The 12,548-nt window shown below is 70.3% G+C and carries 12 protein-coding genes; 2 read left to right on the forward strand and 10 right to left on the reverse strand.

What is annotated here, in order from left to right; translation table 11 throughout:
* Nucleotides 1-48: 48 nt before the first annotated feature.
* Nucleotides 49-597, reverse strand: coding sequence for a cysteine hydrolase family protein (locus BIV23_RS11605; protein WP_071380719.1), 549 nt, complete (start codon nucleotides 595-597; stop codon nucleotides 49-51).
* Nucleotides 598-649: 52 nt separating this feature from the next.
* On the opposite strand from BIV23_RS11605, the gene BIV23_RS11610 reads away from it, so the two are divergent.
* Entirely contained in the window at nucleotides 650-1,210 is a 561-nt protein-coding gene (locus BIV23_RS11610) for a GNAT family N-acetyltransferase (protein ID WP_079173092.1), read from the forward strand.
* On the opposite strand, the gene BIV23_RS11615 is transcribed toward BIV23_RS11610, so the two are convergent.
* The 8 genes from BIV23_RS11615 to BIV23_RS11650 form a co-directional block, all read right to left on the reverse strand.
* A complete protein-coding gene (locus BIV23_RS11615) occupies nucleotides 1,207-2,718 on the reverse strand; it encodes a type IV secretory system conjugative DNA transfer family protein (RefSeq protein WP_071380720.1) in 1,512 nt (503 codons plus the stop codon). The two genes, BIV23_RS11610 and BIV23_RS11615, sit on opposite strands and share 4 nt — an antisense overlap.
* Before the next feature lie 46 nt (nucleotides 2,719-2,764).
* Nucleotides 2,765-4,177, reverse strand: a complete 1,413-nt coding sequence (locus BIV23_RS11620; protein WP_071380721.1) for an ATP-binding protein — start codon at nucleotides 4,175-4,177, stop codon at nucleotides 2,765-2,767.
* A gap of 14 nt (nucleotides 4,178-4,191) precedes the next feature.
* Nucleotides 4,192-5,751 carry an SCO6880 family protein gene (locus BIV23_RS11625; RefSeq protein WP_071380722.1) on the reverse strand — a complete coding sequence of 520 codons (1,560 nt, stop codon included), beginning with the start codon at nucleotides 5,749-5,751 and terminating at the stop codon, nucleotides 4,192-4,194.
* A complete protein-coding gene (locus BIV23_RS11630; RefSeq protein ID WP_071380723.1) occupies nucleotides 5,748-7,091 on the reverse strand; it encodes a hypothetical protein in 1,344 nt (447 codons plus the stop codon). The genes BIV23_RS11625 and BIV23_RS11630 overlap by 4 nt, the downstream gene beginning before the upstream one ends.
* Nucleotides 7,081-7,911 carry a DUF8175 domain-containg protein gene (locus BIV23_RS11635; RefSeq protein ID WP_071380724.1) on the reverse strand — a complete coding sequence of 277 codons (831 nt, stop codon included), beginning with the start codon at nucleotides 7,909-7,911 and terminating at the stop codon, nucleotides 7,081-7,083. The genes BIV23_RS11630 and BIV23_RS11635 overlap by 11 nt, the downstream gene beginning before the upstream one ends.
* Before the next feature lie 161 nt (nucleotides 7,912-8,072).
* The gene (locus BIV23_RS11640) at nucleotides 8,073-8,381 is read right to left on the reverse strand and encodes a hypothetical protein (protein WP_071380725.1); all 309 of its coding nucleotides are present in this window, start codon (nucleotides 8,379-8,381) and stop codon (nucleotides 8,073-8,075) included.
* A 574-nt stretch (nucleotides 8,382-8,955) separates the two neighbouring features.
* Entirely contained in the window at nucleotides 8,956-10,326 is a 1,371-nt protein-coding gene (locus BIV23_RS11645; protein ID WP_071380726.1) for a S53 family peptidase, read from the reverse strand.
* A gap of 289 nt (nucleotides 10,327-10,615) precedes the next feature.
* Nucleotides 10,616-11,239: a TetR/AcrR family transcriptional regulator gene (locus BIV23_RS11650; protein ID WP_425443478.1), complete on the reverse strand. Its 624-nt coding sequence runs from the start codon at nucleotides 11,237-11,239 to the stop codon at nucleotides 10,616-10,618.
* A 53-nt stretch (nucleotides 11,240-11,292) separates the two neighbouring features.
* Between BIV23_RS11650 and BIV23_RS11655 the strand changes: the two genes are divergently transcribed.
* Nucleotides 11,293-12,192 (forward strand): oxidoreductase, encoded by a 900-nt coding sequence (locus BIV23_RS11655; protein ID WP_071380727.1) that lies wholly within the window; start codon nucleotides 11,293-11,295, stop codon nucleotides 12,190-12,192.
* Between the two features lie 32 nt (nucleotides 12,193-12,224).
* On the opposite strand, the gene BIV23_RS11660 is transcribed toward BIV23_RS11655, so the two are convergent.
* The gene (locus BIV23_RS11660; protein ID WP_071380728.1) at nucleotides 12,225-12,548 is read right to left on the reverse strand and encodes a DUF397 domain-containing protein; all 324 of its coding nucleotides are present in this window, start codon (nucleotides 12,546-12,548) and stop codon (nucleotides 12,225-12,227) included.

Consider the following 12,548-nt stretch of genomic DNA (forward strand, 5'->3'; position numbering starts at 1 on the left):
AAGGTGTGGGCCTTTCTGCATTTCCGGAGATATTTGCCCGGAAGCCTTTCAGAAGGTCACTTCGGCTGTGTTCACCGTGCCGCCTGCGCGGCCGGGGGCGCTGTGCCACTTCCAATAGAGGTTGGTGTGGGCGATGACCTGCTCCGGGGCGGGGGCGCCGTACGGGGAGAAGTCCTTCGTGGTGTGGGCGTCGGCGACCAGTGTCGCGTCGTAGCCACGGACGATGGCGCCGTGCAGGGTGGAGCGGATGCACGCGTCGGTCTGTGCGCCCGTGACGACGAGCCGGCCCACCTTGCGCTCCGCCAGCACGGCCTCCAGCTCGGTGTCCTCGAAGGAGTCCATCCAGTTCTTGGCCACGAGGGGTTCGCTGTCCTGCCGGACGAGCTCCGTGACGTACTGCCAGTTCTCGCTGCCCTCCTTCAGTTCGTCGTCGGAGTGCTGCACCCAGATCACCGGAACGTCGGCCGCGCGGGCCTTGCCGATGAGGGTGTTGATGTTGGCGATGACGTCGTCGCGGCGGGGGGAGCCGGCCATCACGCCGTTCTGCACATCGATGACCAGCAGGGCGGTGCGCGGGCGTTCAGGGAGTGTTGTCATGGTGGCCACAATATGAGATGCCACTGACAGTGGGCCGAACTACGGTGACTCCATGAGCGGCAACCATGACTACGTCATCCGTGCGATACGACCCGACGACTGGCCCCTCGTGAAGCGGCTGCGGCTTGATGCGTTGCGGGATCCGATGGCGGGGCTCGCCTTTCTGGAGACGTACGAGGAGGCCGTGGCCAGGGCGGACGCCTTCTGGCAGGACCGGGCCGAGGGATCGGGTGAGGGGTCCGCGGCGGCCCGGCAGTTCGTGGCCGAGGCGCCCGACGGGGTGTGGGCCGGCTCGGTGACCGTGCTCATCGAGGAGGCCGGGACGAAGGACTGGGCCGGGATGCCGGTCGAGCGGCGTCAGGGGCATGTCGTCGGGGTGTACGTCCGGCCCGAGCACCGTGGGAACGGGCTGATCAAGGCCTTGCTCGACGCCGGTGCGGCGTGGGCGTGGGAGCGTGGTGCCGAGCGGGTGCGGCTGCTGGTGCACGAGAAGAACGCGCGGGCGCAAGGGGCGTACCGCAAGGCGGGGTTCGTACCGAGCGGGGTGACCGTGCCGTTGGGCAAGGACGAGGAACAGGACGAGCTGGAATTCGTGCTGGGGCGGCCGTACTAGACCGGCAGTTCCTGGACCGGCAGTTCCTGGTGTGGCCAGCGGGAGCGGACCTGCTCACGGGAGCGGAGCAGGGCGAGGGTGGGCATGCCCCGGTTGGTGCCGGTGGTGAGCAGGTCCGGGAGTTGGGGCAGCGGCGCGACGGCCGCGATGTCCTCCAGGACCAGGGTGAGTGGTGGGTCGAGCCGACCGGAGGATGACCGTTCGGCCATGCGCCGGCCGTGCTCGACCACGCTTGAGACGAGGGCCGTCAGGAGCGGCATCGCGCCGGGGTTGCTTCTGGGGTCCTCGATGGATTCACCGACCACATAAAGCGTGCCCCCTTCGTGGACAAAGGAATCCAAGGCGAGCGCATCAGTTCGGTTGGGAGTGCAGGCCTCGCGGATGTTGACCGTGGAGAGGGCGGCGAGGGCGCGGGTGACCAACTCCTGGGCGATGTCCCGGCGTTCGGGGTGTGCGGTGAGGGCGGCCTCGAGTTCGCCGGCGGCGCCGGCCGCGGCCTTGGGGTGGGTGCGGAGCGTGCGCACGGCGTCCTGGATCTGGGTGCCCTGGGCCCAGCGGTGGACGTGGCGGACGGTGCGGGATTCCAGGGCGGCGGCGTGGAGGTAGCTGCGCAGGAGCGTGGTCGCCGTGTCCGTGACCGTTTGGTCGATCTTGGCCGTGGGCTGGACCGGGGCGAGGAGCGCCGTCGCCCTGCTCAGCGCCGTCGGCTTGTCCTCGCAGCCGGCCGTGGGGGACCAGTGGAGGCGGGCCGGGGTGTCGCAGAGGTGCGCGGGGTCGTAGAGGAGGGTGGGGCCCAGTTTGGCCCTCGCGTCCTTGGTCTCCGTCCACAGGGCGGGGTTCGAGGTGACGACGAGGGCGGCGCCTTCCGCTTCGCGTACGGCGTCGACCGCGGCCGTACGGCGGGACGCGGGTGGTGCGCAGAGCACCGCGCCCGCGGTGCGGCTGGGCAGCGGCGCTTCAGGCACCGGCTCCTGCCGGGTTTCCGTCGGCTGCGGCTGGGGCTGCGGCTGGGGTTCCCTGCGTGGCTCCGGTACCTCGTGAATCGCCTGCACCTCGTGAACCGCCTGCACCTCATGCACCTCATGCACCTCGCGGCGCGGTTCCTCGTGGCGCGGTTCCTGGTGTGCTTCCGCCTTCCGCCGCGCCCTTCCCGCCCGCCATCTCGCCACCGTCCCCATGACGAACACCGTGGCGACGAACAGGGCCATCAGCTGGCCTATGAACAGGCCCCAGAACAGGCCCCAGCCGGACAGCTGGCTCGCCGGGGTGTCCGGCCAGGCGCCGGTGAGGTCGTGGGGTCGACCGATGAGGTGGCGCATGGCCAGGGGGGTGTGGGTGAAGGTGACGCCTGTGGGCCAGGCGCCCCTGGTGAAGAGCGCGGCCAGGCCGGTGGCCGTCCACACCAGCAGGGTCATGCCGAGGAGGAACGCGAGGATGCCGATCAGGAGGCCGTCGGGGATGCCGCCCTGGCCCTCCCGCCGGTCGGTGCGGCGGTCGTCCGGTCTCAACGCCTGTGCCCTTCCTCTACGCGTCTCTGCGCCACCGTACGTGCCGCTACGCCACCGTCGACTCGGAGTCGCCCAGGTGCTGTTCCACGAAGGCCGCCGCCCGCTGTTCGGCCTCCAGTTCGGCGGCGCGCAGCGCCTCGTCGGCGGCGAGGTCGCTGGAGGACTCGGTCATCGCGCGGTCGGTGAAGACCAGCGGGCGTTCCGTCTCGGTGACGAGGTGTTTGACCACCTGGACGTTGCCGTTGACGTCCCAGACCGCGATGCCGGGTGTGAGGGTGGGGATGATCTCCACCGCCCAGCGGGGCAGGCCGAGGACGCGGCCCGTCGCCCTCGCCTCGTCGGCCTTCTGGGCGTAGATCGTCCTCGTCGACGCCATCTTCAGGATGGCGGCCGCTTCCTTCGCCGCCGCTCCGTCGACCACGTCGGACAGGTGGTGGACGACGGCGACGAACGACAGGCCGAGACGCCGGCCGAACTTCAGCAGGCGCTGGAACAGCTGGGCCACGAAGGGGCTGTTGATGATGTGCCAGGCCTCTTCGACCAGGAAGATGCGCTTCTTCCGGTCGGGGCGGATCCAGGTGTGCTCCAGCCACACGCCGACGATCGCCATGAGGATGGGCATGGCGATGGAGTTGCGGTCGATGTGGGACAGGTCGAAGACGATGAGGGGCGCGTCGAGGTCGATGCCGACCGTGGTCGGGCCGTCGAACATGCCGCGCAGGTCGCCGTCGACCAGGCGGTCCAGCACCAGGGCGACGTCCAGGCCCCAGGCGCGTACGTCGTCTATGGCGACGTTCATCGCCTCGGCCGACTCCGGCTCGGGGTGCCGTAGCTGCTCCACGATGTCGGTGAGGACCGGCTGGCGGTCCACGATCGACTCGTTGACGTAGGAGTGCGCGACCTTCAGGGCGAAGCCGGAGCGTTCGTCCAGGCCGTGGCCCATCGCGACCTCGATGATCGTGCGGAGCAGGGCCAGCTGGCCCGTCGTCGTGATCGAGGGGTCCAGCGGATTCAGGCGGATTCCGTGGTCCAGGGCCGCCGTCGGGTCGAGCCGGATGGGGGTTATCCCCAGCTCTTCCGCGATGAGGTTCCATTCGCCGACGCCGTCCTCGCCCTGGGCGTCCAGGACGACGACCTGGCGGTCCTTGAAGCGTAGCTGCCGTAGGACGTACGTCTTCTCCAGGGCCGACTTGCCGTTGCCGGACTCGCCGAGGACGAGCCAGTGGGGGGCCGGGAGCTGCTGGCCGTAGAGCTGGAAGGGGTCGTAGATGTAGCCCTTCCCGGAGTAGACCTCGCGGCCGATGATGACGCCGGAGTCGCCGAGGCCGGGGGCGGCCGTGGGCAGGTAGACGGCCTGGGCCTGGCCCGTGGAGGTGCGGACCGGGAGACGGGTCGTCTCGACCTTTCCGAAGAGGAAGGACGTGAAGGCGTCGGTGAGGACGGACAGCGGATCCCGCATCGGTGAATCAGCCCCTACCGTCGGATGCCGGTGGCGAAGGGAAGTGTGTTCACGAAGGCGCGGTGGTGCTCTCGGTCGCACCACTCCAGCTTGAGGTACGACTTGCCGGCGGAGGCCCTTATCGTGCGCTTGTCGCGGGCGAGGGAGTCGGGGGTGCGGGCGGAGACGGTGATGTAGCCGACCAGGTTGACGCCGGCGGCGCCGCTGGCGAGGTCCTCGCCGCGCTGGTCGAGGCGGTTGTGGGCGGCGATGTCCCGGGGGTCGACGGTCCGGTTCATCTTGGCGGCGCGGGACGCCTCGGCCTCGTCGTTGGTCTTCTCGGTCAGCATGCGCTCGATGGCGATCTCGGTGGGTTCGAGGTCCATCGTGACGGCGACGGTGCGGATGACGTCGGGGGTGTGGACGAGGAGGGGGGCGAGGAAGTTCACGCCCACCGGGGTCATCGGCCACTCCTTCACCCAGGCGGTGGCGTGGCACCAGGGGGCGCGGGTGTTGGACTCGCGGGTCTTGGCCTGGAGGTAGGTGGGCTCCATGGCGTCCAGCTCGGCCGGCCAGGCGTTGCGCTGGGTCATCGCCTGGATGTGGTCGATGGGGTGGTCGGGGTCGTACATGGAGTGGATGAGGGAGGCCAGCCGCCCCTGACCGAGCGGCTGGCGGACGCGGATGTCGGCCTCCTGGAGGCGCGAGCAGATGTCGGTCAGCTCGCGGGCCATGACGACGGCGAGTCCGGCGTCGCGGTCGAGCCTGCGGCCGGACTGCGGGCGGGCGGCCTTGGCCATGGCCTGGGCCTCGGCGGCCAGTTCGCGGGTGAAGTGCATGCAGGCGACGAGGTAGGCGCGGTGCTGCTCGCTGCTGGTGGACACCATGGACTGGAGCTGGTCGTAGGAGCGCGAGAGCCAGTCCGGGGCGCGGTCGTCGCCGCGCAGGGCGACGTCCTTGGCGTGGGCGTCGGGGTCGGCGGGCAGGGTCCGGGCGAGCATCTGCAGCCGGGTCACGAAGCCGTCGCCGTTGGCGACATGCTTCAGCAGGGTGCCGAAGCGGTCGACCAGGGCCTCCTGGTCCTCCGAGTCGCGCAGGCCGACGCCGGGGCCCTCGATCTCGATGGCGGCGGTGACGGTCTTGCGGTCGGCGTGCAGCAGTACGGCGATCTCGTCGGGGCCGAAGGGCGCGGCCAGCCAGGTGATCCGCCCGATGCCGGGGGGCGGCCCGACCTCCACCTCGCGTCCGCCGATGGTGGTGCCGGCCTCCATGGCGGTGGAGCGGTAGACGGCGCCGTTCTTGACGGTGCGTTTGTAGCTGCGGTTGATCTCGAACCACTTGTAGAACGTGCGGCGCTTGTACGGCACGTAGACCGCGGCGAGCGCGATCAGCGGGAAGCCCGTGAGCAGCACGATCCGCAGGGAGAGGACCGGGACGAGGAGGCCGCACATCATGCCGAGGAACGCGCCCGCGACGATGAGCGCGATCTCGCCGGACTCACGGTTCTTGCCGACGATCGCGTTGGGCCGGGCGCGGCCGATGAGATACGTACGGCGGGGCGTGACCGGATGGGACAGGTGGGACTCGGTCGTCAACGCCCTTCACCTCCTGAACGGTTGTTGCGGGCGTTGCTGGCGTGCGGGGTGCTGGCCGGGCTGGGCGCGCGGGGCGCGGGCGTGGCGGAGGGGACTGCTCCGCCGCCTGAGGAGGGGGTACGGCTGCTGTGCGCGGCGACGCCGCCGGTGGCGGGGTTGGCCGGGCGGGGGGTGCTGCTGCCGGTGCCGCCCGCGCCGCCGTTGTTGTCGGCGCGGGAGCTGTGCGTCTTGATGCCCTGGGCGACGAGGGTGGCGGGGGAGCTGATGACGGCGGCGGCCTTGCTCTCGGCGCCCTGCATGATGCGGTTGTTGCGGCCGTTCGCGATCTCGTCGCCGAAGCCGGGGACGAAGCGGTAGATCATCGCGCTGGCGAAGATGGCGAGCAGGATGATGGCGAGGCCGGAGACGACGGCGGAGAAGGAGTCGGGGCCGTTGCCGGAGGACAGGGCCCCGGCGAGCCCGAGGACGATCACGATCACCGGTTTGACGAGGATGACCGCGATCATGATCCCCGCCCAGCGCCGGACGTGCCCCCACAGGTTCTTGTCGACCAGTCCGGCGTAGACGACGGTGCCGAGGAGGGCGCCGACGTAGAGGAGGGCGGCGCGGATGACGAGCTCCAGCCAGAGGACGCCGGCGGCGAGGATGCTGACCAGGGAGACGACGATCAGCATGATCGGTCCGCCGCCGATGTCGGTGCCCTTGCCGAGGGCGCCGGAGAAGGTGCCGAAGAAGACGTCGGCCTGGTTGCCGGTGGTCTTCGCGAGGACGGCGCTGACGCCGTCGGTCGCGGAGACGACGGTGTAGAGGATCAGGGGGGTGAAGGCGGAGGCGAGGACGGTGAGCCAGAGGAAGCCGACGGCCTCGGAGATGGCGGTGGTCAGCGCGACGCCGCGGACGGCGCGCTTGGCGACGGCCAGGAGCCACAGCAGGAGCGTGAGGATCGTGGAGGCGGCGAAGACGACGGCGTACTGCTGAAGGAACTTCTCGTTGGTGAAGTCGACGTTGGCGGTGTTCTTGACGGCCTTGCTGAGCTTGTCGATGGTCCAGGAGGCGGCTTCGGCACAGCCCTTGGCGAGGGAGGAGAGGGGGTCCTGGGTGGAGGTGTCGGGGGTGACGGGACCACCGGATCCGCTGGAGGTGTTGCCGCGTTCGCAGTACTTTTTGGCCTCGCCGGAGATGACGCCGCAGTTGTACTTGCCCGACGGCGAGGGCGACGGGCTGCCCGACGGCGTGGGCGACGGTGCGGCGACGGCGCGCGTGGCCAGCAGCACTGCCGTGGTCTGCACGGCTGCCACGATGCCGGCGAGTTTCAGCGCACGTTGCGGGCTACCGGGCATACGTGAACCCTCCGTACTGTTCGATGGCCTTGCTGATCTCGTCGGAGGTGGCGGCCTTGTCGTCACCGGGGACCGGGGCCGGACCGTCCTTCTGGCTGTCGGAGGCGATCTTCCAGTCGCCGCCGGTCCATTGCAGGTCGAACGTCCACGTCTTCCAGGACGAGGTGACGGGGTCGGTCGATGAGCTGCCGGCCATGCCGATGAGTCCCACGTACCAGATCGCGACCCGGGCGCCGTTGTCCGTGTAGTTCAGCACCGTCGCGCCGACCGGGACGATCCGGGAGACGAACGTGCTGCCCCGGGGCGGGTTGCCCGCCGCGTCGAGGCCCATCTTGGCGAGGAAGTCGGCCGAATAGGCCTGGTCCATCGCGTTCTGGAGCCGGTCGACCGCCTGGGAGGTGTAGAGCAGGCTGAGCAGTCTGTGGCGGCTGTCCCTGTTGAACATGCCTGTCGAGCCCAGCGCCACGGCGTAGTTCGAGGCCGCCGACTGGGCGCCCTGCTCGGTGTGGGCGAATCCCGTGGGGACTCCGCTGGACTTGGTCTGCACCGGTTCCGTTCCGCTGGCCGCAGTCGGAGACGTCGCCGGCTTGCCGCCCTTTCCGGACGCGCTGTCGGCAGACGAATGGTCCCCCCGGTTGGCGAACGCGATCGCTGCGATCAGCAGGACCACCACGCCCACGACGGTCACCAGGCTGCGGGAGGAGGAGCGGGTGGGGCGGCGGGGGGCGCCGCCGTAGGGGTCGTTCTCGGGGAGGCGGGTGCGGGTTTGGCCCGTGGGGCCGTCGTAGTCCGGGTAGGACCCTTCGTCTCCGGGACTCATGCCGTGTACGCCCCCTCACCCTCGTAGACATACGACGGTAGCCGTGCTGGTTCCCGCGCGGGCGCGGTGTGGTGACTCGACATCAGGGAAACGCAACCTCAGCCGGTGGGCACGACGGACGGGTGGAGACGGCGGGGACGGAGCGACGGCGGGCCGTGGGGCTAGACCGCCATGCCGTACACGATCGTGAACAGGGTGCCGAGGGAGCCGATGATGAAGACTCCGGTGAGGCCGGCGATGATGAGGCCCTTGCCCTGTTCCGCGCTGAAGGTGTCGCGCAGGGCCGTGGCGCCGATGCGCTGTTTGGCCGCGCCCCAGACCGCGATGCCGAGGCACAGGAGGATGGCCACCGCCATCACCACCTCGATCATCACCTTCGCCTCGTTGCCCAGGCTGCCGAAGGGGCCCCAGTCCGGAGCGATCCCGCCGATGATGGTGTTGATGTCACCCTTGCCGGCCGCGAGAAGCATGTAAGTCACCGCCCCTGTTGGGTAGTTCCGTTGGCCCCCTGCGGGGTGCAGAGGTCAGACCTCATTGTCGCCGACATCGGCGCCCACGTATGTCGACTTGACGTCATTGACTGGCGGGTTTCGTACGCATCGCGCGTACGGTCACTCTGTGTATCACGGCAGGTCACCCCGGGCAACGAGGTCCGACCGGAACCTGTCGTGTGGTTCTGTCGTTGTCCCTCTTCACGACCTGGCACGGTTTCTGACGGCCGGTCGGGTGAGGCTTCGGGACGATGTTCTCATGAGGGACGGGCGGGAAATGGCCAAGGTCCCGGCGGCCGGGTGCCGTCGGGACCTGTGACGTGCGAAGCGGTGGTGCGGTCAGCCGGTGAAGGCGGCCGTGCCCTCGGGAGTGCCCAGCCTCGGGGCGTACACGGAGGCGATGACGGGCGAGCCGGCGCTGGACAGGGAAAACGGGCCGCGGCCGGCTGCCGTGACCCGTTTTCCTTTCCGTGCCGCCGAAGGGACCCCACGTCCCCCTCAAACTGGCGGCTCCCCGTGACCCGACGGGGTGGTCAACTCCTGCGGGTGGTGCTCAGCCCGCGCTGAAGGCGCTGGTGCCCTCGGGGGTGCCCCAGCCGGTCGGACCGTCGTAGCCGGGCCCGGCGGTGCAGAAGTAGTCCGTGTCGCAGGTGCCGTTGCTGCCGCTCGTCACGTCGTTGAGGGCGGAGGTGCCGGCCGCGTTGTACGGGTACTGGGCCGGGTAGTCGCCGCTGCCCGGGGTGCCGGCCAGCGCGTAGACGGAGGCGATGATCGGCGAGGAGGCGCTGGTGCCGCCGTAGGTGTTCCAGCCGCTCGCCTGGTAGGTGTCGTAGACCGAGACGCCGGTGGCGGGGTCGGCCACGGCGGACACGTCGGCGATCATGCGGGTGGAGCAGCCGCTGTCGGTCTGCCAGCTGGGCTTGGGGTCGTTGGCCGAGCAGCCGGAGCCGGTGCCCTCGGTGCTGGAGGTGCTCCAGACGGACTCGCTCCAGCCGCGGCTGCTGGAGTCCGCCGACAGGGCGGTGCCGCCGACGGCGGTGACGTACTGGGAGGCGGCCGGGTACTCGGCGCCGTAGGCGCTGTCGCCCGCGCTCGCGGTGATGGCGACGCCCGGGTGGTTGTAGTACGAGGAGTCGTACGTCGTGTCGGAGGAGGACTCCGCGCCGCCGTAGCTGTTGGAGACGAACTTGGCGCCGAGCTTGACGGCCTCGTTCACCGCGGTGCCGAGGTTGGCGTCGGATGCCGACTTGGCCTCGACGAGCAGGATGTTGCAGTTCGGGCAGACCGCGCTGACCATGTCGAGGTCGAGGGACTCCTCACCGGCCCAGCCGCTGTCGGCGGTGGGGAGCGAGGTGGTGGAGCCGGTCTGGCTGACCTTCTTGAAGCAGCCGTTGGACGTGGTGCAGGACGGCAGGCCGTAGTACGAGCGGTACGTGGCGAGGTCGGCCGCCGCGTTCGGGTCGTCGTAGGCGTCGACGATGGCGACGGTCTCGCCGGAGCCGTTGGCGGAGGCGGCGGAGGTCAGGCCGTAGGCCGACTGGAGGTCCGAGGGGCCGTATCCGGTGGGGGAGTCGGAGGAGGCGCTCGGCTTGATGGTCTTGGGCGCGATGCCCTTCAGGGCCGCCTGCTTCTCCATGAAGGCGGTGGTGCCGCCGGTGACGCGGAGCGCGTTGCAGGCGGCGAAGCCCTTCTTCGGGGTCGCGGCGCAGGCCTTCTCGTAGCGCACGTGGGCCTTGGCGACCTGCCTGGCGACGGCCTGGGCGCTCACCTTGGTGCCCGCCGTGTGGGCGGCGGCGGTGGCGGCGCTCGCGTGGGCCGCGGTGCCGAAGCCGGCGAGGGCGAGCGCGGCGGTGGCCGCGGCCGCGGTGCCGAGGCGGCGCCATCTACCACGTATGTGTGGGGAGTTGAGGGTGGACGTACGCAAGGTACAGCCTCCTGCTAGTGGGTGACAGAGGCCTGCGGGTGTGGGGGTCCACCGGTGGGTGACCGATGGGGGCGGCGGCCCAGGGTCGACCCTTGCTTGTTGAGTACGCGACAACAAGGCGGGTCTGGGATTTCTGACTTCCGCGTTACTGAAGTCGGGCGGAGGCTTACTGATCAATGGCCGTGTGCTGGCTCTGTGCTGGGTGTGGCTTGACCCGGGGCACAGGGCGGGCGCAGCCGTTGGCCGAAAGGTGCGGCTACGCGCGTAACCGACGGGCCGCAGGCGCGGGTTACCGCGGCCGGAGTCCGTTCAGCAGCAGATGGACGTGTTCGTCCAGGCCCGTCATGGCCTCCTCGGCGTCGAGCGCGCACGCGGCGATGAGGGCGGCCAGGCCATGCAGGTTCGCGGCGGCGATCATGGTGATCCGCTCGGGGTCGCCCGCGACGATCTCCCCTTGCTCCTGGGCCTCCGCGATCATCCGCGTGATGGAGCCGAGGGAGTGGTCGACGGCAGTGGCGAGCCGGTCGGGGCTCGCCGGGTCGTGCTTGCGGGCGAACATCAGCTCCAGCAGTTCGGGGTTCTCGACGGCGAAGCCGAGGTAGGCGCGGGCGAGCGCCGTCATCCGCTCCTCGAAGGCGAGACCGGGGCCCTCGACGGCGGAGTCCAGGGCCCGGTTCAGCCGCTCGTACCCGTCCAGCGCGAGGGCGTCGAGCAGAGCCTGCTTGTCCTTGAAGTGCCGGCCCGGGGCGGCGTGACTCACGCCGATGTCACGGGCCAGCTCGCGCAGCGAGAGCGCGCCGACGCCCTTCTCGCGCAGGGTGCGCTCGGCGCTCTTGAGCAGGGCGGCGCGCAGGTCTCCGTGGTGGTAGGGGCGGTGGGAGGGCGAGGAGGACAGGCGCGGCATGCCCACCATGGTAACGGGATGTTGTCATTGACAGCTTTGTTGCTGATGCCTACATTCGGGGTATGGCTACTCAGAAGTGGAACGTGACCGACCTCCCCGACTTCAGCGGCCGTACGGCCGTGATCACCGGTGCCAACAGCGGCCTCGGCCTCGCCACCGCCACGGCGCTCGCCCGCGCCGGTGCGCATGTGGTGTTCGCCGTCCGCGACCTCCAGCGCGGCGGCGCCGCCGCGGCGCAGGTGAGCGGCAGCACGGAGGTGCGCCGGCTGGACCTGGCCGACCTGGACTCGGTGCGCGAGTTCGCGGCCGGGTGGGACCGCCCGCTGGACCTGCTGATCAACAACGCGGGCGTGATGATGCTGCCCGAGCAGCGCACCGAGCAGGGCTTCGAGATGCAGTTCGGCACGAACCACCTCGGGCACTTCGCGCTGACCAATCTGCTGCTGCCGTACGTGACCGACCGCGTGGTCACGGTCTCCTCCGGTCTGCACCGCGGGGGTGACGGGGTGATCAGCTTCGAGGACGTGAACCTGCGCGGCCGCTACACCCCGACCCGCGCCTACGCCCAGTCCAAGCTCGCGAACCTCCTGTTCACCCTGGAACTCCAGCGCCGCCTCACCGAGGCCGGCTCCCCGGTGCGGGCCCTGTCCGCCCACCCCGGCTACGCCGCCACCAACCTGCAGAGCCACCACGGGAGTGCCCTCATGAGGGGAGTCATGGCGGTCGGCAACAAGGTGTTCGCTCAGAGCGACCGGGCCGGCGCCCTGCCCACGTTGTTCGCCGCGAGCCAGGACCTGCCCGGCGCGGCGTACGTCGGCCCGGACGGCCTCGGCGAGATGCGCGGCGCCCCGACCCTGGTCGGCCGCAGCGCGGCGGCGAGCGACCCGGCGGCGGCGCGGCGGCTGTGGACGCTGTCGGAGGAGATGACGGGGGTGGCGTGGGGGCTGAAGCCGGTGGCCTGACGGCGCACAGGCTCAGCGGCGGTGACAGGCGCTCAGCGCGTGACCGCGAAGTGGTCGAACTCGCCTGCCTGGACCCCGAGTACGAAGGCGTTCCACTTGTGGCGGGTGGTCGTGACGACGGTGTCCGCGGAGCGGAGGCGGAAGGGGGCGTCGTCGTGGGCGCCCTCACCGACGGGCACCGGCTTCTTCTTGAGGGCGGCTATGAGGGTGCCGAAGGCGGCCGGGGTGGTGGTGAGGACCGCTCCGGTGGGGTCGGCGGATTCGGTGAGGTGGATGGTGTCGGGGGTGGCGGCTATGTGGATGCAGGAATTGCCTTCCGGGCAGTACGACGACTTCTGCCAGGCGAGTCCGGGCAC

It is taken from the genome of Streptomyces monashensis (genome assembly GCF_001866665.1).
Classification (GTDB): domain Bacteria; phylum Actinomycetota; class Actinomycetes; order Streptomycetales; family Streptomycetaceae; genus Streptomyces; species Streptomyces monashensis.